Annotated in this window: 23 protein-coding genes; 15 read left to right on the top strand and 8 right to left on the bottom strand. The window is 42.3% G+C overall.

Translation table 11 applies throughout. From position 1 onward, the window contains the following. Positions 1-29 precede the first annotated feature (29 nt). Complete coding sequence (locus M1D94_RS13375; RefSeq protein ID WP_014479696.1) at positions 30-296, top strand: UPF0223 family protein; 267 nt, start codon at positions 30-32, stop codon at positions 294-296. A gap of 32 nt (positions 297-328) precedes the next feature. On the opposite strand, the gene M1D94_RS13370 is transcribed toward M1D94_RS13375, so the two are convergent. Then, positions 329-967, bottom strand: a complete 639-nt coding sequence (locus M1D94_RS13370) for a YktB family protein (protein WP_014479697.1) — start codon at positions 965-967, stop codon at positions 329-331. A 239-nt stretch (positions 968-1206) separates the two neighbouring features. Here M1D94_RS13370 and M1D94_RS13365 point away from each other — a divergent pair, with 239 nt between their 5' ends. From M1D94_RS13365 to M1D94_RS13355, 3 genes are all read left to right on the top strand, one after another. Beyond that, positions 1207-1395 (top strand): hypothetical protein, encoded by a 189-nt coding sequence (locus M1D94_RS13365; protein ID WP_009967148.1) that lies wholly within the window; start codon positions 1207-1209, stop codon positions 1393-1395. A gap of 139 nt (positions 1396-1534) precedes the next feature. Next, positions 1535-2332 (top strand): inositol-1-monophosphatase, encoded by a 798-nt coding sequence (suhB, locus tag M1D94_RS13360; protein ID WP_014476703.1) that lies wholly within the window; start codon positions 1535-1537, stop codon positions 2330-2332. A gap of 25 nt (positions 2333-2357) precedes the next feature. Beyond that, positions 2358-2786, top strand: coding sequence for a GNAT family protein (locus M1D94_RS13355; RefSeq protein WP_072174091.1), 429 nt, complete (start codon positions 2358-2360; stop codon positions 2784-2786). A gap of 78 nt (positions 2787-2864) precedes the next feature. Here M1D94_RS13355 and M1D94_RS13350 read toward each other — a convergent pair whose 3' ends face one another. Together M1D94_RS13350 and nprE are read right to left on the bottom strand one after the other, a co-directional pair. Then, on the bottom strand, positions 2865-3779 hold the full coding sequence (locus M1D94_RS13350) for a class I SAM-dependent methyltransferase (protein WP_049139907.1): 915 nt from the start codon (positions 3777-3779) through the stop codon (positions 2865-2867). 350 nt (positions 3780-4129) lie between these two features. Then, on the bottom strand, positions 4130-5695 hold the full coding sequence (gene nprE, locus M1D94_RS13345; RefSeq protein ID WP_456270262.1) for a neutral metalloprotease NprE: 1566 nt from the start codon (positions 5693-5695) through the stop codon (positions 4130-4132). 284 nt (positions 5696-5979) lie between these two features. Between nprE and M1D94_RS13340 the strand changes: the two genes are divergently transcribed. Genes M1D94_RS13340 through sigQ form a run of 4 tightly spaced genes read left to right on the top strand, consistent with a single transcriptional unit; the run spans position 5980 to position 8990 of the window. Beyond that, positions 5980-7920, top strand: a complete 1941-nt coding sequence (locus M1D94_RS13340) for a hypothetical protein (protein WP_120028054.1) — start codon at positions 5980-5982, stop codon at positions 7918-7920. After that, positions 7910-8179: a hypothetical protein gene (locus tag M1D94_RS13335; RefSeq protein ID WP_120028055.1), complete on the top strand. Its 270-nt coding sequence runs from the start codon at positions 7910-7912 to the stop codon at positions 8177-8179. Before M1D94_RS13340 ends, M1D94_RS13335 begins: the two co-directional genes overlap by 11 nt. Beyond that, positions 8179-8700 (top strand): RNA polymerase sigma factor YlaC, encoded by a 522-nt coding sequence (gene ylaC, locus M1D94_RS13330; RefSeq protein WP_424926204.1) that lies wholly within the window; start codon positions 8179-8181, stop codon positions 8698-8700. Before M1D94_RS13335 ends, ylaC begins: the two co-directional genes overlap by 1 nt. Next, the gene (gene sigQ, locus M1D94_RS13325; protein ID WP_286317547.1) at positions 8697-8990 is read left to right on the top strand and encodes an anti-SigP sigma factor SigQ; all 294 of its coding nucleotides are present in this window, start codon (positions 8697-8699) and stop codon (positions 8988-8990) included. The genes ylaC and sigQ overlap by 4 nt, the downstream gene beginning before the upstream one ends. A gap of 38 nt (positions 8991-9028) precedes the next feature. Here the strand turns inward: sigQ and M1D94_RS13320 are convergent, their stop codons facing one another. After that, complete coding sequence (locus M1D94_RS13320) at positions 9029-9640, bottom strand: hypothetical protein (protein WP_286317548.1); 612 nt, start codon at positions 9638-9640, stop codon at positions 9029-9031. A gap of 271 nt (positions 9641-9911) precedes the next feature. Beyond that, complete coding sequence (locus tag M1D94_RS13315) at positions 9912-10100, bottom strand: YlaF family protein (RefSeq protein WP_003245500.1); 189 nt, start codon at positions 10098-10100, stop codon at positions 9912-9914. A gap of 112 nt (positions 10101-10212) precedes the next feature. Between M1D94_RS13315 and typA the strand changes: the two genes are divergently transcribed. Together typA and M1D94_RS13305 are read left to right on the top strand one after the other, a co-directional pair. Then, a complete protein-coding gene (gene typA / locus M1D94_RS13310; RefSeq protein ID WP_003232278.1) occupies positions 10213-12051 on the top strand; it encodes a translational GTPase TypA in 1839 nt (612 codons plus the stop codon). Positions 12052-12107: 56 nt separating this feature from the next. Continuing rightward, on the top strand, positions 12108-12425 hold the full coding sequence (locus tag M1D94_RS13305) for a YlaH-like family protein (RefSeq protein ID WP_456270261.1): 318 nt from the start codon (positions 12108-12110) through the stop codon (positions 12423-12425). 55 nt (positions 12426-12480) lie between these two features. Here the strand turns inward: M1D94_RS13305 and M1D94_RS13300 are convergent, their stop codons facing one another. Together M1D94_RS13300 and M1D94_RS13295 are read right to left on the bottom strand one after the other, a co-directional pair. After that, positions 12481-12690 (bottom strand): YlaI family protein, encoded by a 210-nt coding sequence (locus M1D94_RS13300; RefSeq protein ID WP_003232271.1) that lies wholly within the window; start codon positions 12688-12690, stop codon positions 12481-12483. Between the two features lie 82 nt (positions 12691-12772). Then, positions 12773-13402: a YhcN/YlaJ family sporulation lipoprotein gene (locus M1D94_RS13295; RefSeq protein ID WP_038827801.1), complete on the bottom strand. Its 630-nt coding sequence runs from the start codon at positions 13400-13402 to the stop codon at positions 12773-12775. Positions 13403-13556: 154 nt separating this feature from the next. On the opposite strand from M1D94_RS13295, the gene M1D94_RS13290 reads away from it, so the two are divergent. After that, on the top strand, positions 13557-14885 hold the full coding sequence (locus tag M1D94_RS13290; protein ID WP_003245272.1) for a PhoH family protein: 1329 nt from the start codon (positions 13557-13559) through the stop codon (positions 14883-14885). Positions 14886-14887: 2 nt separating this feature from the next. On the opposite strand, the gene M1D94_RS13285 is transcribed toward M1D94_RS13290, so the two are convergent. Next, a complete protein-coding gene (locus M1D94_RS13285) occupies positions 14888-15373 on the bottom strand; it encodes a hypothetical protein (protein ID WP_003245279.1) in 486 nt (161 codons plus the stop codon). A gap of 102 nt (positions 15374-15475) precedes the next feature. On the opposite strand from M1D94_RS13285, the gene glsA reads away from it, so the two are divergent. From glsA to pyc, 4 genes are all read left to right on the top strand, one after another. Beyond that, complete coding sequence (gene glsA, locus M1D94_RS13280) at positions 15476-16405, top strand: glutaminase A (RefSeq protein ID WP_041850863.1); 930 nt, start codon at positions 15476-15478, stop codon at positions 16403-16405. 97 nt (positions 16406-16502) lie between these two features. Then, on the top strand, positions 16503-16784 hold the full coding sequence (locus M1D94_RS13275) for a YlaN family protein (RefSeq protein ID WP_003245286.1): 282 nt from the start codon (positions 16503-16505) through the stop codon (positions 16782-16784). Between the two features lie 205 nt (positions 16785-16989). After that, positions 16990-18201, top strand: a complete 1212-nt coding sequence (gene ftsW / locus M1D94_RS13270; protein WP_021479353.1) for a cell division protein FtsW — start codon at positions 16990-16992, stop codon at positions 18199-18201. A 74-nt stretch (positions 18202-18275) separates the two neighbouring features. Beyond that, on the top strand, positions 18276-21722 hold the full coding sequence (pyc, locus tag M1D94_RS13265; RefSeq protein ID WP_424935192.1) for a pyruvate carboxylase: 3447 nt from the start codon (positions 18276-18278) through the stop codon (positions 21720-21722). The last annotated feature ends 341 nt before the right edge of the window (positions 21723-22063 follow it).

Here is a 22063-nt window from a genome sequence, read left to right as displayed (position 1 = left end):
GGGAAGTAAATCTACAAGGAGTGAAGAAAATGGAGTATCAATATCCGATGAATGAAGATTGGACAACCGAAGAAGCAGTGGATGTGATTGCATTTTTCCAGCAGGTTGAGCTTGCATATGAAAAAGGGGCGGATCGTGAAGAACTGCTTAAAGCTTACCGCCGTTTCAAGGAAATTGTACCGGGGAAGGCCGAGGAAAAAAAGCTATGCGGCGAGTTTGAGGAACAAAGTACATATTCTCCTTATCGCACGGTCAAACAGGCGAGAGAATCTGATATCGCGAAGATTAAGATGTAAGAAAAAGAGCCGGGGGATATCCCGGCTCTTTTTTATGCTTGTGATACTTTTTGGGTGAGACGGTACAGAAAAGCAAGCTGCTTAAAGGCATCGTCGATACGCTGAAGGAATTCCTGGTTATTCATATTCAGCACTTCTTCTTTTTGGAGCTGGATGCCGCATAACAGCTCAGCTTTCTTTACAGTCTGCAAACGCTCAAACAGTGTCTTCAGCTGTTCCTTGTCCATTTCAGACTGTTTATGTACTCCCGGTTTTGTGTGATCTGCAGACCAAACGAAGCTGTCAGGGATATTTTTCGTAATGGTTTCTTGGTTCATTTCAAGCAATTTGCCGTATTCTTCTTTGATAGGGGATTCATAAATAATCGCAAACCACACAAAGACATGGCTTTCCCATAAACCAATTTGGAAATGCGGCAGTTTTTTATAGCCTCTTTTGCTGTTTGCGAACGCCACCCAGCTGTCAGCAGGGGGATTGACGGATCTTCTTGCATGCTTTGCCACATGCGGAAACATTTCATCTCCGGTTAAAGCTGATAAAGTTGGGGCAAAATGTTCGCCTAGAGCTGTAAGCTTCGGACGGACCGTCTCTTTTAATACTTCCATGCGCGCGTCTAAGCCTTCTATTGTAAATGTGTTAAAGTCCTCTTCAGTGAAACGCATTTGTGTCATGATCTTCCTCCTTCATGCTAAGTATACATATTTTATCACAGTTCATACGAGCTTCAAAAAGATTGAGTGCGTTTGAAGTAAGGGGAAATGTGGTAATAAACGAATAGGTAAACACACAATTTTCAGAATCATGTTGCGCGTAAATAGAACAATCATACGATATAAGAAGTAATCATTGTTGAATGGCAAAATGGGATGCTTTTTTACAAACAAATGATCTCTGGAAGGGGCGAAAGACAATGAGGCAAGTTGTAAAAGAGGGATTTAAGGAAGAGAAAAACAATCGTGTTGCTGTCTGGAGACTAGAGGTTGATTATGAATTGGCAACCCTATATGAAGCAATGCAGAAAGAAAATGAAGAGCAGATTGAACAAAGCAAAAACAAACTTGAGCGACTTAGAAAAGAATGGATTCGTCTTAACGGGTAAAAAAGCGATAGTGAAAACGAACCGCATGAATGGTTCGTTTTTACGTGAGAAGGGATATTTTTCATTTTCCTTGCTTTTTCATTGCCGTTATCAGTATCCTATAAAATAAAAGGTCTACATAGAAGAGAGGTACGAACGAATGACAAATTGGACGGAAATTGATGAGATTGCAAAGAAATGGATAAGAGAAGCAGGCGCGAGAATTAAACAATCCATGCATGAAAGCCTGACAATTGAAACGAAATCAAATCCGAATGATTTAGTCACCAATATTGACAAAGAAACCGAAAAGTTTTTCATTGATCGAATTCAAGAAACATTTCCGGGACATCGGATACTCGGTGAAGAGGGGCAAGGAGACAAAATCCACTCACTTGAGGGAGTCGTATGGATTATTGATCCAATTGATGGGACGATGAATTTTGTGCACCAGCAAAGAAATTTTGCGATTTCCATTGGGATTTTTGAAAACGGTGAAGGGAAAATCGGTTTAATTTATGATGTGGTGCACGATGAGCTGTATCACGCATTTAGCGGCAGAGGAGCTTATATGAATGAAACGAAGCTGGCTCCATTAAAAGAAACCGTCATTGAAGAAGCGATTCTTGCCATTAATGCAACATGGGTAACGGAAAACAGAAGAATTGATCAAAGTGTGTTAGCGCCACTTGTGAAAAGAGTCAGAGGCACACGCTCATACGGTTCTGCCGCTTTAGAGCTGGCAAATGTCGCGGCAGGAAGAATAGATGCTTACATCACGATGCGCCTTGCGCCATGGGACTACGCAGCCGGCTGTGTGCTGTTAAATGAAGTAGGAGGCATCTATACGACCATTGAAGGAGAGCCGTTTACCTTTTTAGAAAACCACAGTGTGCTAGCCGGAAACCCATCTATACATAAAACGATATTTGAAGAGTATCTTCATGCTGGGAAGTAGGCCATTTGAGCAGGATGATCTCAGCTTGTTAGAAAAGCTCGCGGAGGCTCATCCTGTATGGAAAGAGGAGGAGTTTGGAGATAAAGATGCACAAGACTATATCATCTCCTATTCCATGTACAACGGGGTATGGCTTGTATGGGAAAAAGACGGTCTGCCTGTTGCCGTCAGCTACCATCTCGAGTGGTCTCCTTCAAACGGTAAGCCGTGGCTCGGAACGGTCCTGATTGACCCGGCTGAAGAAAAAAAGGGACATGCGAAGATGATCATTGAACAGATCAGCAAATTGCTTAGAGCCAAACACAAAGCGATGTTTGCGGGAGTTCCCATTGAGCGCAGTGAATGGATACTGTTTTTAAGCCAATGCGGCTTTGAACAGCTGAAAACGGAAAAAGATGAGAAAGGCAAATCATTTATGATCTTGGTGAAGCCTTTAGCAGAAGCTGCCGTATGATAACGACAGCTTATTTGCTGCATGCGGGTTCAATAAAAAGCCTCTCAAAACATTGAGAGGCTTCTGATGATTTGAAAATTATTTTTTTACCGCATGAATATAATGAATCGTTTCAAACGCTGACAAATTGTCTTTTCGATTACTAAAGAAAAGGTCATTGATGTCGTCTGGTGATAGATGTTCATAGATCAGTAAACCAGATGACTCTAACAGATGTTCAATCTCTTGATAAGTGAAACATGATTTCATCGGTTCCCCGCTTGCGGCAGCCATCTTCACCATATGTTCAACTCGATTCGACGTCCCCTTTGCTGTAAAAAGTGTTTCGTCCGCATAATCAAAAACAATAGAGCTTCCAGGCGGGACATGAGAAAATAAATTGCTTATCAAGCTTGCATTTTCTTCCTGTGTTACATAATAAGACACTCCGAGAAGGCTGAAGAATGTTTTTGTGTTCTTAAATCCTTCATCTAAAAGAGGATCATATGAAAACGTTTTGGTGAAATCCATAGGAACAAAATGAAGATGACCCGGAATTGTCAGATTTGCATCCTTCAGCTTATTTTTTTTGAATTGCTGTGTAGCCGGATGGTCAACCTCGAAAACCTGTAAGCTGTTTTCTAATTCTGGATGCCGAAAGCAGAAAGTATCCAGCCCCGCTCCAAGAATGACATACTGTTTTGCTCCCAGCATTAATTCGTTGTGCAAGACTTTTTCACAATAAGAAGCACGTGCTAGGGGCGTGGGAGACAGCTGGATTTGTGCAACCCATTTTAATATTTTTTCAGGATCATTTTGAAGACGTTCGGCGATCTCTTTGTTGAAAAACGATATTCCTTGAATCATATTTTTACTGATGTCGATAAACTCTTTTTCGTTAATGAGATCTTTTGCGATAAAATCATCAAAAATAAGAGGTGTGTCATATCGGCTGTGATATGCACGGGCAAAAGCTGAAATTAGAGACGTTAAGCTGGACTCATTTTTCCTCATGAAATGATCCTCCACAAAAAATAAGATTCCCCTGGCCAGGAGAATCTTATTATACATACAAATATATTAATAGTAAATTTTAGCATAAATAAATTTTTTTGTCAATGTTTTTGCTCTTAACTGGACGCGCGATCCTTCACATAGCCACGTGACCTGTAGCAGAATTCGTCTATCAATTATGTGGACTGAATCATTAGCTTTTATAAAATGCGCACTTGCGGCTGCATCCCTCTTTTTGCAAATCAGAAGCGGTTGCTGTCTCATGACAGCATCTTTTCGTTGTTTCTGCTGAAGAGAGAAATCAAGATATGTAACAAAAAAGCCTGAGGGATCTCAGGCTTTTCCTAATATTACAATCCAACAGCATTCCAGGCTGCTTCAACTTTAGCGGCATCAGTTGAGCCGTAGAGGTCACGGGCAGACTGAATGAGAGCTGCCTTGGCATCTTTGAACGTGGAAGAAGGCGTGAGGTACGTTGTTAACGCACGGTAATAGATTTGCTGTGATTTAGATACACCAAGTTTTGTGATGGTGTTGTAAGCGGCTTTGTTTGGAATTCCGCTGTTTGTGTGTACACCGCCATAATCGCCTTCATCTGTGTTTGGAAGGTTTCTGTAATTGGCGTAATTGTCAGGCTGGTTGTATTTTGTAGGGTTGGACAGGCTACGAAGAGCAGGCTGGCTGACCGTAATGTCTTCACCGATGTCCCAGTCTTCTGTATCGTTAAAATACCCGAATACGTCAGAGAAAGACTCGTTTAATGCACCTGGCTGATTTTCATAAATCAAGTTGGCTGTTTCTTGGGTGACGCCATGTGTCATTTCATGCGCTGTCACATCTAATGAGCCGGAAAGCGGAGAGAAGAATGAACCGTCGCCATCACCGTAAATCATCTGGTCTCCTGTCCATGCAGCGTTATTGTATTGAGTGCCGTAGTGAACGGAAGAAACGATTTTACTGCCTCTGTTATCATAGCTGTTTCGTTTAAAGTTTGAATAAAAATAATCGTACACTTTACCGAGGTTATAGTGTGCGTCAACGGCTGCCCGCTGTGATGAAGATGTAAATGTTTTCGTTGTGCTTGAGACAAGATTGCCCGGAAGGCGGCTTTGTCTGTTTTGCAAATCATATGTGATGATTTGGGTGCCTGTTGGTTTTGAAAGATCTCTTAGAACATATTTTCCGCCTTCATAAGAGATGTTCAAAGGAACAGTTGCGCCCTTTAGAGTTGTTCCGCTTCCAGTGGCGGCGGCATGTTCTACTTTATTTTGCTGTTTTAAAATGCTGCCTGTTTCAGCGTCAACTAAGACTTCCCAGTTTGCAGGTTCAGGCTCGACATAGCGAATCGTCACGTCGTAAGCAAGACGATAGCTGCCGTCCTTTGTTTCTATCGCTTTCAATTCGGCTTTATTGCTGTTTTTGGCCGCTCCGTTAGAAACAGCGTCTGGTGATTTGCCGATAGCTTTGAAAGCGAGTGCCAGCGCTTTTTCAGAAGAGACTTTTTGGCTGTTATCTGTTTTTGCAGCAGATTGATTGTGTAATTCACCATTGACCGCATAGACATTATCGGATTTATCGACGTGAACGATCACTTGCGAATCTTTAATTGGCACTCCGTTAACGACAGGCGCATATCGAAAGTGCTTGTATCCAAGGGCATCAGTCGTGCTTTCAACAAGCTTTAGCCTTTTGGAAGGGTCACCTTTAAAAATGTTGCTGTTCTTTTTCAAAAACTGCTTGACAGCCTTGTCATTTGGTGCAGAGAGTTCTGATTGCGCAATCGCGTTTTTGGAGAGGAAATTTGTTTGATTCTCTTTAAGCTGATGACCTTCAGCAGCCTGAACACCAGGAAGGCTGATTGATAAACTCATAAACGAAGCAGCGACAGCAACAGACAATTTCTTACCTAAACCCACAATAAATCCCCCTTTTTGAAAATACTGAAAACTTTATATTGTTATATTAAACTAGCATTCTGGAATACTCAACAAAAACTAACATAACTAGACAAAATTGATAGTATTGTCCTGTGTTTGTTTTTGTTGAATAATATCAAGATGAGTCAAGTGTCATGTGACGGTTCACTCAAGAGTTATGTTTTTTACATATCAAGGGGAAGATGAGATATTTTTGTTTCAACTTGAAACTTTTTGAAAAGTCCGCTGTCTAACCGAATGAGGCCTTAATAAGAAGTAAAGGATTGTTGTTCGTGTTGGAGTTATTCAGTCATTATGTATTGCATTTCGAACGTTATTTTATATTAAGCAGACAAAGCACCCTGCTGATTCAATGGTCAATTGTTGTTCTGGCGGGCTTATATCTTTTGGTGCATCATCCCAAAATAAACCTGCAGCGCACAATGTTCTTGGCGGGTGTTATGTTGCGGATTGTGCTGCTGGCGGGAGTGTCTGTTGAACTTATTCACCAGGTGCAATCAACAAACTTCACCAGCGCTTACTTAAGAGAGGACGGAAAAGAACTGTTGCCGCTGCTGCATTTTTTGTTATACGGATATGTGCTGCTGACGGCTTTTCACTATATGTTGATGCCGCGTGATCATGGCGGAAAGGGTAAGTTTTATACGTTCGACCTTGCCGTTGTCAGTTTGCCAATCGTACAAATGATATTCAGTTTCTTTACGTATTGGAAGGAAAATCCGGATGGAGTCGAGCCAGTTGCATTCGTGTTTCTGTTTTTCATTATTACTCTTTCTATTGTGTTGAATGTTGTGTTTTTCAAGCTGTATTGGAGAACAAATAAGATTTTACTAGGCTTATTTTATACGCTGATTATCGGACTGCTTGTCTTGCTGCTTGCGCCATATCCCAATCAAATCTCAAAAGATTATGGTGCAGTAATGCCATATACGATTTATTTGGCAATGGCGGGATTTTTGATGAGCTATCATCTGTTCCAAAAGTCAGGAAAGGTTTATGTGCGTGTGAATAAGTGGGTGACGATGGCTGTCATGGTGTTTTTTGTCCTGCTGTTAAATCCGATATATAACATAGGAACGGCTGCTTTCGCTGTATCAAAACCGATAAATGTCCATGATTCATTCAATTATGTCGGGGAGCACATTTCATCAGAAAAAGCGGAACAGATACTAAAGTCATTTTTTCCTACGGATGAAACACTTTATTTGCACGATACAAACATGGATGTGCATTATTTCTACTCATTTGAAAGCAAGAGTTATAAAGCTGAGGTAGATGAAGTATCGCAGCTGATTCGTAATTATGAATACTTACAAAAAGCGCATGGGAAAAAGCTAACGAATCAGGAGTACAAGCGAAAGTCCATCGCTTTCCTTGAGCGACACGGACGTGTGTTACATAAGGATCATATCGAAACAAAGGTATCTCAAGAAGACGGCCAGACAGTCGTACGTATTTACCTGAAAAATCAACTTCATAAAAAAGATCATGCTGATGATGGCGCGGTATTTTATTGGGAAAAGGAAACCTTAATGGGGTTTAGTGAAGATCCTTCGATTTATCAGCTTGACTCTCTTCTGCATGTTCATATAACAGAACAAAACATTCACGACAAAGTGGAACAAATGTTTACAGCGCTGAACATATCAAAACAGCCTTATCAGATCACTGATATTGAAAGCGACAGCCTGCTCGGAAGCATGGTGAGAGTTGAAACAAAAGATGGAATTGTATTGGAGTTTGATGGAGAATCCGGTAGTTTACACAGTCTCTCGATTCCAATGAAAAAGGAAATTTCACTGACTAACAGCCGGCTGCAGCGGCAGGTATTAACGGTCTTCGATGCTGATGTATCAGAAATGAAGAAAAAAAGCAGTCAGAGTGACATGGTGATGTATACTGATTCTTCTAAAACATATGAGTTTTTTGAAGATCAAGGTCAGCTAAACGTTTATGTATACAGCGATACACCTGATCAGTCATTCCCCTATACGTATCGTAATGGAACATTGGCTTACGAAAAGGTAGCTTCTCTATATCAGGATGTTATTTACAAAAAGCGTATGCGTCCGATTATCGTTCAAAGAGGGGATGAACGGCATTATGCATGGCTGATCATTATTCAGCCGTTTGGTTCAAATCGCCATGATGCCTATGTAGTGGATGGAGAAACACAAGAGGTGAAAAGTCTTTATGAATCATAAAGAAAAAGAGTCTGTTTTTTTAGACTTATACGACCTGTATAAAGAAGGAGAGCTAGAGGATGAATCAATGGAATGGATGAAACAGCATGAATCCCTATTTCAAAAGAATGCGGAAGACTTAAAGAGTAAAACTTGTTTAAAGAGAAGTCCCGGTGCTGAAGAAGAAAGCCAAATCAGATATATGAAAGTATACCTGTCTTCCATGTATATCTGTTTCATTTTATTGGCCATTTGGATGACGGTGTGGTTTTACTTTTAATGAAGCATAGGGATTCCATTGAGAACTTGTATCGGCAGTATTATCAAGAAATTTCAAATTATTTATTCAGAAGGACTCATCATCTTGAAACAGCCAAGGACTTAGCGCAGGACACGTTTGTGAAAGCTCTTAACGGTCTGGCTTCGTTTAGGGGGCATTCTTCCATCAGAACATGGCTCTACACCATTGCGCATCATACCTTTATCAATTGGTACCGCAGGGATGTCAAATACCAATTTACTGATATCAGCAAAAATGAAGGGGTAACGCAAACAACTTATGAGCAGCCTGAACAGTATCTGTCACGAACGGTGAAAAGCGAAACACTGCGGCAGGAGCTCCTGAAGTTAAAAGATCAGCATCAATCCGTTTTGATTTTAAGAGAATTCCAAGACCTTTCTTATGAAGAAATCGCTGAGATATTAGGATGGAGTCTTTCTAAGGTGAAAACCACATTGCACCGGGCTAGATTAGAGCTAAAGAAACACATGACGAAAAGTAGAGAGGAGGAGCGGATATGACCTGCTTTCTAGTAAGAGACCTGCTTCCTCTGTATCTTGAAAGTGATTGCAAAAGAGAAACGGAACACGTTATAGAAGAGCATTTAAAAATGTGCAGCAGCTGCAAAGACATGTATGACACGATGGCTGAGCCATTTGAATTGGAAAGCGAACAGGCCGTTGAGGAGGCTTTTCTGCCGGAAGAAGAACTGCGTTTTAAACAGAGGTACTATGGATTACTGATCATGAAAGCTGCCTGCTGGTTTGGAGCGGCGGTTGCCATGATGCTGATCATCAAATTGCTGATATAAGAAAGGCGCTTGTCCATTCAGGCAAGCGCTCTTTTACATTAAGCCTGGGGATGAATCATATCGTAAATAGCGGCAAGCTGTTCTTGTGACATGGCACTGAAGAGTTTTTCATAAACGTCAGCTTGCAGTGGCGTTGCACCTGCTTGTAGCGCTGCGTCTTTATCATAGCTGTACACATCATCTTGTAGCACAATGGCTGCTTGAAGAATGTGAATCTTGAGAGAAACAGCGGAGAAAAATTGTTCAAGTGCAAGTGCTTCTTTTTCTGTGAAGCCAAGTTCAACTGCTTTTTCTGTATCAAATTTGTAATTTCCATCCTCGAGATACACACATTGTGAAACAATGCTGAAAAATTCTGATGTCGATTCCCAGAGTGTAGCAATTACCTGAGCCTCTTCTTTTGTCATTCCTAACTCGACAGCTTTTTCGCTGTCAAAATAATATACACCGTCTTGTTCGTATATACATTGATTTAATATATCAATGAATGTATTGAGGTCTTCGTTAGTGCTCGCCTGATGCTGGAGTTGAACAGCAGTGTTATCAACCAGTGTTTTTGCGCTGGCTGCATCAGGACCGAACGTTAATAGAGCAGCTGATGTCATTGCGGCAGTCGTTAACATAGCTTTTTTTACAAATGTTTTATTCATGTTTCTTCTCTCCCTTTTATGAATTGTGCTACAAATTCCATTATAGGGAGTAGTTTCCGGTGGAGGAATAGGCGCTATGGTATTTTATGTGTATCGTTGCCGAACTACTTTTTGAAGGCTGCACGTGTGATCGTTAGAACGATTGTCTATGTATGAAGGCTGTTTTGCATCTTCCTGACTAAGAAACAGGGGAGATAAGGCTTAAGAAATGAAAAACACCGCTTTCTTTGCGGTGTTTTTTGATTACAATGTCGCCGGCGGGGCAATGCTTTTAATCAAGCAAGCCTTGTTCGCGCATTTTCTTTTTTAATGTAAATCCGCCGCCCATGACAGCGCAAACAAGTACAATGCTGGCGATAATGCCTGCAGGGCTTTTTTCAGCGATAAAGACGCCGATCAGCATAATGCTGAAAACCGCTGCAAATGCAAATAATAGTAAAAGCCAATTCATTTTTTTCATAAATTCCATCCCCTTTTACGTCTTATATTAAGTTTACAGAAAAACGTGACGCTTTTAAAGAGGATGTGTGATATAATATGAAAGTTATCTAATTTTTTTAGGAGATGAAAAAGTGAAACTTCGAAATGATCTTCGCAACATCGCGATTATTGCCCACGTTGACCATGGGAAAACGACTCTAGTCGATCAGCTTTTACATCAGGCTGGTACGTTCCGTGCCAACGAACAGGTTGCTGAACGCGCAATGGACTCTAATGATCTTGAACGCGAACGCGGCATTACAATATTGGCGAAAAATACTGCGATTAACTATAAAGATACACGTATCAATATTTTGGACACCCCTGGACACGCAGACTTTGGGGGAGAAGTAGAACGGATTATGAAAATGGTTGACGGCGTAGTGCTTGTCGTTGACGCATATGAAGGCTGTATGCCTCAAACTCGTTTTGTTCTGAAAAAAGCTCTTGAGCAAAACCTGAACCCTGTTGTTGTTGTAAACAAAATTGACCGTGACTTTGCTCGTCCAGAGGAAGTTATCGATGAAGTTCTGGATCTGTTCATTGAGCTTGATGCTAATGAAGAGCAGCTCGAGTTCCCAGTGGTATATGCTTCCGCGATTAATGGAACAGCGAGTCTTGATCCGAAACAACAGGATGAAAACATGGAAGCTTTATATGAAACCATTATTAAGCATGTTCCGGCACCTGTTGATAATGCAGAGGAGCCGCTTCAATTCCAAGTTGCCCTTCTTGACTACAACGACTATGTAGGCCGTATCGGAATCGGACGCGTATTCCGCGGCACAATGAAAGTCGGACAGCAGGTTTCTCTTATGAAGCTTGACGGGACGGCAAAGTCATTCCGTGTTACAAAGATTTTTGGTTTCCAAGGCTTAAAGCGTGTGGAAATTGAAGAAGCAAAAGCGGGAGACCTCGTTGCGGTTTCCGGGATGGAAGATATCAACGTTGGTGAAACGGTATGTCCTGTAGACCATCAAGATCCGCTTCCGGTGCTTCGCATTGATGAGCCGACACTTCAAATGACATTTGTCGTGAATAACAGTCCGTTTGCAGGCCGTGAAGGCAAATATGTAACGGCCCGCAAAATCGAAGAGCGTCTTCAATCACAGCTTCAGACGGATGTGAGCTTGCGTGTTGAGCCGACAGCTTCTCCTGATGCTTGGGTTGTTTCAGGACGCGGTGAACTGCACTTGTCAATTTTAATTGAAAATATGCGCCGTGAGGGCTATGAGCTTCAAGTGTCAAAACCTGAAGTTATTATCAAAGAAATCGACGGCGTACGCTGTGAGCCTGTTGAACGTGTGCAAATTGATGTTCCTGAAGAGCATACTGGCTCTGTCATGGAATCAATGGGTGCCCGCAAAGGCGAAATGGTTGATATGATCAACAACGGAAACGGCCAAGTCCGTCTCATCTTTACAGTTCCTTCCCGCGGATTGATCGGTTACTCTACAGAATTCCTATCATTAACACGCGGATTCGGTATTTTGAACCATACGTTTGACAGCTACCAGCCGATGCAGGCGGGCCAAGTCGGCGGACGCCGTCAAGGTGTACTTGTGTCAATGGAAAACGGAAAAGCAACATCATACGGTATTCAAGGAATTGAAGACCGCGGTGTCATCTTCGTTGAGCCGGGTACTGAAGTATACGAAGGAATGATCGTTGGAGAGCATAACCGTGACAATGACCTTGTTGTTAACGTCAGCAAAATGAAACAGCAAACAAACGTCCGTTCCGCGACAAAGGATCAGACAACTACAATTAAAAAAGCGCGCATCATGTCTCTTGAGGAGTCTCTAGAGTACTTAAACGAAGATGAATATTGTGAAGTAACACCTGAATCCATCCGTTTAAGAAAGAAGATCCTCAATAAGAACGAACGTGAAAAAGCAGCTAAAAAGAAAAAAACAGCAGGATTGTCTTAATCTCGTGCAGAATTTGAAAAGATAGAACCCGTACGTTTACAGGGGAGGGAATCTTTTTGAATGACGTAAGCGAACGTCTGTCGTTCTTCGCCGCTCTATATCAAGTAGACCGGCAGCCTGCGGCAGGCATGTGGCTGCTGTACGGCACGATTTTTGTGTTGGCCGTTATTGTATTTAAGCTTGGATTTGCTAAACGGCTTCCTGTATTAAAATCTGCAGTGGTGTATATATTTTTGGCGTTGGGCTGCACTGTTTTGACTTTTTTAGGGGTGTTTTTGCCCGTGGCAGAAGGATTGATCGTCGCTGCGCTGATTTTAATCATTTACAAAATCCGGCTGTATCAGTCGAAAAAAGGACAGTCTGCAAAATCATAAAAGACTCAGCTGAAAGCTGAGTCTTTTTTGTGTTCTGTATGGTTAAGCGGACGCTTTATTTTTTGACTTTTTCTTTTTTCTGCTGTCCCGGGTGAAAAGTAAATTTTCCCGTTTTCAGCCGTTCCTCTGTTTTTTTGGCAATCCGATCGTGGCATTCCTGGCACATATATGTATGGATCGGGCGGTTTCGAAGCCGTTTCGCGATCAGGGTATCATCATCAATTGTTTCAATTTTATCGCAAATAGAACATTTGACCCTCATCATATCACCTCTTTCACTAACATGTATTATAGCACGGATTAGAAGCTGTCCAAAATAAGAAAAAGCTAAAGCGCAAGGCTATAGCTTAGTCATTGTTGTTCTTTTTCATATGATGATCAGATTGATCGTTTTGCTCCTTCTCCATTTCCTGCTGCTGTTTTCTATTTAATTGGTCATTTTGCTGCTTTGTTTGCGGTTCGTCTTCATTGTCAATCACATCGTTAGGCACTTCGGGAAGCACTCGGCCGACAATTGCAGCTAATTCATCCAGTATGCCTGTTACCGGACGGCCCTCGCTGATTTCTCTGCTCATTTCGCGAAGGCGGCTGACCGTATCGGGATCAGCAATGACTACTGCGTTGGCGCCATATCGATCATTCTTTAGCGCCTGAGCTACAGAATATTTAATGGTTTCCACTTTGCTTCTGTCCAAAGTATCATCGACATCAATCCCAACAACAGCATAACCTCCCAGCACAACGGCTGTTGCATCCTTGACGTCGGGGTTTTTTTCAGCAACGCTGACAAGATGTTTGGCAATATCCGTTCTTGTTCCATTGTTTTTTGTTTCTTGAGTTGTGTCCTTTACGTGAATCGGTTTAGTCTCCTGCTGTCTTGTTGATTCTTTTTCAACATTCTGGCCCTGTTTTCCTTGTTGATAGGCACAAGCGGACAGGATAAGTGTCAGCTGTATGATAATGAAAAGAATTCGCACTTGCGGGTTCCCTCCTTAAAATGCTTTCATTAATTTTATTGTTGAATTAACCTTCTATCTTTATGCACAAAAACATATATTTTAGCAGGCATTCACCTTTTTCATCAAAAGAGAAGCAGGAAGAACTTTGACCCTTATATCAGGAGGCTGAGACTTGAGTAAAATTTATGTGTTAGATACGAATGTGTTATTACAGGATCCTAACGCGATATTTTCTTTTGAAGAAAATGAGGTTGTCATCCCTGCTGTCGTTTTAGAAGAGGTTGATTCAAAAAAACGGTATATGGACGAAGTTGGGAGGAATGCAAGGCACGTATCTAAGCTAATCGATGCGCTAAGACAAAAGGGCAGGCTGCATGAGCATGTACCGCTTGACACCGGCGGCACACTGAGAATTGAACTGAATCATCGTTCGTTTCACCAGCTGCAAGAGATCTTTATTGAAAAGACGAACGATAATCGCATATTAGCCGTTGCGAAAAACTTGAGCCTCGAGGAAGAAACCAAGGAAAATGGCAGGCCGGTTATCCTCGTCAGTAAGGATGTACTTGTCAGAGTTAAAGCCGACGCAATCGGACTGCTTGCTGAAGATTTCTTGAATGACCGGGTTGTGGACAATGATGAAATGTACAGCGGCTATAAAGATTTATATATCAGTCAGCAGCTGTTCAGCTCTTTTTACGGAAAAAATCAAATTTCAGTAAACGATGTGAAACAGCATGCGTTTTACCCGAATCAGTTTGCTTTAATGAAGGATGAGCTAGGAGGATCCTCTTCGGCAGTCGGAATTGCAGACAAAACCGGTACGGTATTAAAAAGACTCGTATTTGATGATGAACATATATGGGGAATCAGGCCGAAAAATGTACAGCAGACAATGGCATTAGAGCTTTTGCTGCGGGAAGATATTCCGCTTGTCACCCTGATCGGCAAAGCGGGAACCGGCAAAACGCTCTTAGCTTTGGCGGCAGGGCTATTACAGACAGAAGACTTGGGAATATACAAAAAGCTGGTCGTCGCAAGGCCGATTGTTCCTGTTGGCAAGGACATCGGATATTTGCCAGGCGAAAAAGAGGAAAAGCTAAAGCCTTGGATGCAGCCGATTTTTGACAACTTAGAGTTTCTGTTTAATGCGAAAAAACCAGGGGAGCTTGATGCTATTTTGGCGGGAATTGGCTCAATTCAGGTAGAAGCGCTGACTTATATCAGAGGGAGAAGCATTCCAGATCAATTTATTATCATTGATGAAGCGCAAAATTTGACCAGGCATGAGGTGAAAACTTTGCTGACGAGAGTCGGTGAAGGCAGTAAAATTGTCTTAATGGGTGACCCTGAACAAATTGATCACCCATATTTAGACAGTCTGAATAATGGTTTGGCCTATGTGGTTGAACGGTTTAAAGGACAACCCATCTCAGGCAGCGTGAAGCTGTTAAAAGGTGAGAGATCAGGTCTCGCCCAGCTCGCAGCTGATTTGCTGTAACATTAAATGATTTCGATCTCTTTTACATCGGTAATCGGCTGTTTGTGATGGACCGGGTCTTCAAAGTAAATATGCACGGGGCCGCCTTCTTGAATCGGCTTGCCTGCCTCACTGAAATGGACAATACTGTTCAGAGCGGTTTCCAGAGAAACGGCGGCCTTTCCCGAACTTGTGACAAATACACATTGTGTCGCAGAGCTGTTCGGCTCAGCATTTTTCAGGACAGTCCCAAGTCTCATTGCGAAACTGCCGTTCATCAGTTTTTGCTTCTCATATTGCTTTTCCGTCTTTAATGTAGGCGGCGCGATTCGCCCCTCTCTGATGACGCGTTCCGGATCAAGGTCTGATTCATCCCCGGCTGATTGTAAATATGTGTCTTGACTGTCCCCTTTGCGGTCAAACGAAAATTTGCGATCATCAAAAATCCATACGCTTGGATCAATGGTAATTGGATATGTAACATTGCCTTTTACTTGGATAACGCTCATGATATGACCCCCTTCTCTCAAAATTATAAAAGTTTTCGCATGAATTGTCACTTTGTGTACAAATTATGTGTATTGAAATGCTGAGGGAACGAGGGTGTTTGCATGGTATGCCGGCATAATGATGAGCTTGAAGCCTTAGTGAAAAAGGCGAAAAAAGTAACGGACAAGGGGGAGGTAGCCAGCTATATTCCCGCCTTGGCAAAAGCTGATAAACACGACCTGTCAGTGGCGATTTATTATTCCAATAATGTTTGTCTGTCAGCAGGTGACGTAGAAAAAACATTTACGCTTCAAAGTATATCGAAAGTCCTTTCCCTTGCTTTGGTGTTAATGGAATACGGCAAAGATAAGGTCTTCAGTTATGTTGGACAGGAGCCGACCGGTGATCCGTTTAATTCAATTATCAAGCTCGAAACGGTGAATCCGAGCAAGCCGTTAAACCCTATGATTAATGCCGGGGCATTGGTAGTGACAAGTCTGATAAGAGGAAGAACGGTGAAAGAGAGACTTGATTATTTGCTTTCTTTTATCAGAAGGCTGACAAACAACCAAGAGATTACATACTGCCGGGAAGTGGCTGAATCTGAATACAGCACTTCAATGATTAATCGGGCGATGTGTTATTATATGAAGCAGTACGGCATTTTTGAAGATGATGTAGAAGCAGTAATGGATTTATACACGAAGCAATGCGCGATTGAGATGAACAGCTTGGATTTAGCGAAAATCGGATCTGTATTTGCATTGAACGGCAGACATCCAGAGACTGGGGAGCAAGTCATCTCAAAAGATGTCGCTAGAATTTGCAAAACGTTTATGGTGACGTGCGGAATGTACAATGCAAGCGGGGAATTCGCAATTAAGGTCGGAATTCCTGCGAAAAGCGGCGTATCCGGCGGGATTATGGGCATTTCGCCTTACGATTTCGGGATCGGCATATTCGGCCCCGCATTAGACGAAAAAGGGAACAGCATTGCAGGTGTAAAGCTTTTGGAAATAATGTCTGAGATGTACAGCCTGAGTATTTTTTAATTTATGTCATATGCTTAAATCCTCTTGCATTTTCTGTTGATACCCTTTATGATAAATAGAAGAATTAGGTACTCGCCTGGGGAACGGAGGGATACTTTTGGCTTCAGAGATGATAGTTGACCATCGGCAAAAAGCTTTTGAACTCTTAAAAGTGGACGCTGAGAAGATTTTGAAGCTGATCCGAGTACAAATGGATAACTTAACGATGCCTCAATGTCCTCTATATGAAGAGGTTTTAGATACTCAAATGTTCGGGCTTTCGAGGGAAATCGATTTTGCTGTCCGCCTGGGATTGGTTGATGAAAAAGACGGTAAAGACCTTTTATACACATTGGAACGCGAATTGTCTGCTTTACATGACGCGTTTACAGCTAAATAAATGATAAAACTCAAACTTATTAACAGTTTGGGTTTTTTTATAACCGCTATTTTTCTCTCATCTCATAAAAGACGGTCTTTTTTTACACATTCCTTCCGAATCGTATAGAGATTCTTCGTCTCGTTTGATAAATTGTAGTAAAATAAAAAAGATAAATACATAAAAACCATAGATAATGGAAGTTAGAAGCAGGGAAGAGGATGTTATGTTAAAAAAAATGCTAAAATCTTATGATTACTCACTGATATTCGCAATCGTTTTATTATGCGGATTCGGTTTAGTGATGGTATACAGCTCAAGCATGATTACAGCTGTCTCCCGGTATGGAGTAAGCAGTAATTTTTTCTTCATGCGGCAGCTGTTTGCTTTAATTGCGGGTGGCGCTCTATTTATTCTCATGGCGTTGTTTCCTTACAAGGCACTGGCCCATCAAAAGTTTCAGAAGGGGATACTGCTTGTATCTGTTCTTGCGCTTATCTCACTGTTTGTTTTCGGGCATGTTGCCGGAAACGCGCAGAGCTGGTTTAAAATCGGGGGAATGAGTATTCAGCCTGGGGAGTTTGTGAAACTGGTCGTGATTTTATACCTTGCAGCCGTATATGCAAAAAAACAAAGTTATATCGACCATCTGTTAACGGGAGTAGCCCCTCCGGTAGTCATGACGCTTATAATTTGCGGGTTAATTGCCATGCAGCCAGATTTCGGTACAGCCATGATTATAGGGTTAATTGCGACGTGCATGATCTTGTGCTCCGGATTCAGCGGAAAGACGCTGGTGAGGCTGCTTTTGCTCGGCGGAATTGTTTTCATTTTAGTCAGCCCGATTCTCTATTTAAATCAGGATCAAATTTTAACTAAAGGCCGTTTGGCGCGTTTTGAGAGTCTTGAAGACCCATTTAAGTATGCAAATTCATCAGGTTTGCAAGTGATCAATTCTTATTATGCGATCAGCTCAGGCGGCATTTTCGGCCTGGGGCTCGGTGAAAGTATCCAAAAATACGGATATCTGCCTGAATCACACACTGACTTTATTATGGCTGTCATTGCTGAAGAGCTCGGCATTTTTGGGGTATTGTTTGTGATTTTCTTATTGGGTTTTGTCGTCATAAAAGGTTTTTATATTGCCAGAAAATGTGAGGACCCGTTTGGAAGTCTTCTGGCGATCGGCATTTCAAGCATGATTGCCATCCAGTCGTTTATTAACCTTGGCGGTGTCAGCGGATTAATTCCGATTACAGGGGTTACGCTGCCATTTATCAGTTACGGGGGCTCTTCTTTGGTGCTGCTGCTGGGGAGTATGGGGATATTAGCGAATATCAGCATGTTTGTGAAATATTCAGAGAATAAGAAAAAGAAAGAGCCCTTGGCGCCGAAGGGAATGAAAAAGAAACAGCTCAAAAAAACTGTTTATCTGTAAAAAACAAGTGTGTACAGGGGAAGGATATTCCGCTATGATAGATTATATTCCATTCGGGTAAGGGGGAGAAAAGTTTGTCTCAGCAATCGATACAAAAAGTATTAGTAGCAAACAGGGGAGAAATTGCAATCCGAATATTCCGGGCGTGTACCGAGTTGAATATTCGAACAGTTGCGGTCTATTCAAAAGAAGATTCCGGTTCCTACCATCGGTACAAAGCGGATGAAGCATACTTGGTCGGTGAAGGGAAAAAACCGATTGATGCTTACCTGGATATTGAAGGTATCATTGATATTGCGAAAAGAAACAAAGTCGATGCAATTCATCCGGGATACGGTTTCTTATCTGAAAATATTCATTTTGCGAGACGATGTGAAGAAGAAGGCATCGTATTCATTGGTCCAAAATCCGAGCATCTCGATATGTTTGGTGACAAGGTAAAAGCGCGTGAGCAGGCAGAAAAAGCGGGAATCCCCGTGATTCCGGGAAGCGACGGTCCTGCCGAAACGCTTGAAGCCGTCGAACAATTTGGACAAGCTAACGGTTATCCGATCATCATTAAAGCCTCGCTTGGCGGCGGCGGCCGTGGTATGCGGATTGTCAGATCTGAAAGTGAAGTTAAAGAAGCATATGAGCGTGCTAAATCAGAGGCGAAAGCAGCCTTTGGCAATGATGAAGTTTATGTAGAAAAATTAATTGAGAATCCGAAACATATTGAGGTTCAGGTCATTGGAGACAAGCAGGGAAATGTCGTCCATCTTTTTGAGAGGGATTGCTCCGTTCAAAGACGCCATCAAAAAGTCATTGAAGTGGCGCCGAGTGTCTCGCTGTCACCTGAATTAAGGGACCAAATTTGTGAGGCGGCAGTTGCGCTTGCCAAAAATGTAAACTATATAAATGCGGGGACGGTCGAATTCCTTGTTGCAAACAACGAGTTCTACTTTATTGAAGTAAACCCTCGCGTACAAGTTGAACACACGATAACAGAAATGATTACTGGTGTCGATATTGTTCAAACTCAGATCCTTGTTGCCCAAGGGCACAGCCTTCACAGCAAAAAAGTAAATATTCCTGAGCAAAAGGACATTTTTACAATCGGCTATGCCATTCAGTCACGGGTTACGACTGAGGATCCGCAAAATGATTTCATGCCTGATACAGGAAAAATCATGGCTTACCGCTCAGGCGGCGGTTTTGGTGTCCGTCTTGATACCGGAAACAGCTTCCAGGGCGCCGTGATCACACCTTACTATGATTCACTTCTCGTTAAGCTTTCAACTTGGGCTTTAACGTTTGAACAGGCAGCTGCCAAAATGGTGCGAAACCTTCAGGAGTTTAGAATCAGAGGCATAAAAACGAACATTCCATTCCTTGAGAACGTTGCAAAACATGAGAAGTTCCTGACAGGGCAATATGATACATCTTTCATTGATACAACGCCTGAATTATTTAATTTCCCTAAACAAAAAGACCGCGGAACGAAAATGCTCACTTACATCGGCAATGTGACAGTAAACGGTTTCCCCGGAATCGGGAAAAAAGAAAAACCGGCGTTTGACAAACCGTTAAGCGTAAAAGTAGACGTTGATCAGCAGCCTGCCAGAGGAACAAAGCAAATTCTCGATGAAAAAGGCGCAGAAGGGCTTGCAAATTGGGTTAAGGAGCAGAAATCTGTCCTTTTAACTGATACGACATTCAGGGATGCCCACCAATCGTTATTGGCAACTAGAATCAGATCGCATGATTTGAAAAAAATCGCAAATCCGACGGCTGCGTTATGGCCTGAACTATTCAGTATGGAAATGTGGGGAGGCGCGACCTTCGATGTAGCCTACCGATTCCTGAAAGAAGATCCGTGGAAGCGTTTGGAAGATCTTCGCAAAGAAGTGCCGAATACCTTATTCCAGATGCTGCTACGCTCATCAAATGCGGTCGGCTATACGAATTATCCGGACAATGTGATTAAAGAATTTGTGAAGCAATCAGCTCAATCCGGTATTGATGTGTTTCGTATTTTCGACAGCTTAAACTGGGTAAAAGGGATGACGTTAGCCATTGATGCTGTTAGGGATACCGGCAAAGTGGCAGAAGCTGCGATTTGTTATACGGGAGATATCCTTGACAAGAACCGGACGAAGTACGACCTTGCATATTATACATCGATGGCGAAGGAGCTTGAGGCGGCCGGAGCCCATATTCTCGGGATTAAAGATATGGCAGGGCTGTTAAAACCGCAGGCTGCATATGAGCTCGTTTCTGCGTTGAAAGATACGATCGACATTCCGGTTCACCTTCATACGCATGATACGAGCGGAAACGGTATTTATATGTATGCGAAAGCTGTTGAAGCCGGCGTTGATATCATAGACGTGGCGGTCAGCTCAATGGCGGGATTAACGTCACAGCCTAGCGCGAGCGGATTTTATCATGCGATGGAAGGCAACGACCGCCGTCCGGAAATGAATGTCCAAGGCGTTGAATTGCTGTCCCAATATTGGGAGTCGGTGCGTAAATATTATAGTGAATTTGAAAGCGGAATGAAGTCTCCGCATACTGAAATTTATGAACACGAAATGCCAGGGGGCCAATACAGCAACCTGCAGCAGCAAGCCAAGGGAGTAGGCCTTGGCGACCGCTGGAACGAAGTCAAGGAAATGTACAGACGCGTGAACGATATGTTCGGTGACATCGTCAAGGTAACGCCTTCCTCAAAAGTAGTCGGAGATATGGCACTCTACATGGTGCAAAACAATCTGACTGAAAAAGACGTTTACGAAAAAGGTGAATCTTTAGATTTCCCTGATTCTGTCGTGGAGCTTTTTAAAGGAAATATCGGCCAGCCTCATGGCGGATTCCCGGAAAAACTGCAAAAGCTGATCTTAAAAGGACAGGAGCCGATTACAGTCAGACCGGGCGAACTGCTTGAGCCGGTGTCATTTGAAGCGATCAAACAGGAATTTAAAGAGCAGCATAACTTGGAAATTTCAGATCAGGATGCTGTGGCATATGCCCTTTATCCTAAAGTCTTCACTGATTATGTGAAAACGACAGAAAGCTATGGAGACATCTCGGTATTAGATACACCGACATTCTTCTACGGTATGACATTAGGTGAAGAGATAGAAGTTGAAATTGAGCGCGGCAAAACGCTGATCGTTAAGCTGATTTCAATCGGTGAGCCTCAGCCTGATGCCACCCGCGTCGTTTATTTCGAACTCAACGGGCAGCCGCGTGAAGTAGTCATTAAAGATGAAAGCATTAAGTCTTCCGTTCAGGAAAGGCTGAAAGCAGACCGGACAAATCCAAGCCACATCGCAGCTTCCATGCCTGGAACAGTTATTAAGGTATTGGCTGAAGCAGGCACAAAAGTCAATAAAGGTGATCATTTGATGATTAATGAAGCGATGAAAATGGAAACAACGGTTCAGGCGCCTTTCTCAGGAACAATCAAGCAGGTTCATGTGAAAAATGGCGAACCGATCCAAACGGGAGATCTGCTTCTCGAAATTGAAAAAGCATAAAAAAACAAGAGTGTATATCAATGATATACACTCTTGTTTTTTTTATAGAAAATGTGGAGTGAAACAGATGGTTAGAAGAGATATAAGGGGACTTCAGAGATTATACAGTACTGTCACAAGTCCAAAATAAAAAGAGGCTTATATACCACCAATTTTTTAGATGCTTTGTAGTAGTCCATGCATATTTCTATAAGCACTATCTGATTTTCCAATGGCCAAAATGATTAATACTTATGTTCGCGGGCTATAGATGCATATGAAATTTCTATAATCACGATGAGAAAGGAGACAGCCTTAAGTGAGCCGCTCACTGATCATCAAGTTCAGCGAAGGCTGGCCAT

The organism is Bacillus sp. JZ109, from assembly GCF_053903135.1.
Note: the sequence above shows the minus strand (reverse complement) of the source record. Positions and strands in the feature narration are given on the sequence as shown.

Excerpts from the sequence above, each read along its gene's own strand:
- M1D94_RS13350 (WP_049139907.1), bottom strand. The coding sequence starts at position 3,779 with ATGAGGAAAAATGAGTCCAGCTTAACGTCTCTAATTTCAGCTTTTGCC.
- ylaC (WP_424926204.1), top strand. The coding sequence starts at position 8,179 with ATGAAGCATAGGGATTCCATTGAGAACTTGTATCGGCAGTATTATCAA.
- suhB (WP_014476703.1), top strand. The coding sequence starts at position 1,535 with ATGACAAATTGGACGGAAATTGATGAGATTGCAAAGAAATGGATAAGA.
- ftsW (WP_021479353.1), top strand. The coding sequence starts at position 16,990 with ATGTTAAAAAAAATGCTAAAATCTTATGATTACTCACTGATATTCGCA.
- M1D94_RS13315 (WP_003245500.1), bottom strand. The coding sequence starts at position 10,100 with ATGAAAAAAATGAATTGGCTTTTACTATTATTTGCATTTGCAGCGGTT.
- M1D94_RS13365 (WP_009967148.1), top strand. The coding sequence starts at position 1,207 with ATGAGGCAAGTTGTAAAAGAGGGATTTAAGGAAGAGAAAAACAATCGT.
- M1D94_RS13285 (WP_003245279.1), bottom strand. The coding sequence starts at position 15,373 with ATGAGCGTTATCCAAGTAAAAGGCAATGTTACATATCCAATTACCATT.
- M1D94_RS13335 (WP_120028055.1), top strand. The coding sequence starts at position 7,910 with ATGAATCATAAAGAAAAAGAGTCTGTTTTTTTAGACTTATACGACCTG.
- glsA (WP_041850863.1), top strand. The coding sequence starts at position 15,476 with ATGGTATGCCGGCATAATGATGAGCTTGAAGCCTTAGTGAAAAAGGCG.
- M1D94_RS13375 (WP_014479696.1), top strand. The coding sequence starts at position 30 with ATGGAGTATCAATATCCGATGAATGAAGATTGGACAACCGAAGAAGCA.
- M1D94_RS13320 (WP_286317548.1), bottom strand. The coding sequence starts at position 9,640 with ATGAATAAAACATTTGTAAAAAAAGCTATGTTAACGACTGCCGCAATG.
- M1D94_RS13370 (WP_014479697.1), bottom strand. The coding sequence starts at position 967 with ATGACACAAATGCGTTTCACTGAAGAGGACTTTAACACATTTACAATA.
- M1D94_RS13300 (WP_003232271.1), bottom strand. The coding sequence starts at position 12,690 with ATGATGAGGGTCAAATGTTCTATTTGCGATAAAATTGAAACAATTGAT.
- sigQ (WP_286317547.1), top strand. The coding sequence starts at position 8,697 with ATGACCTGCTTTCTAGTAAGAGACCTGCTTCCTCTGTATCTTGAAAGT.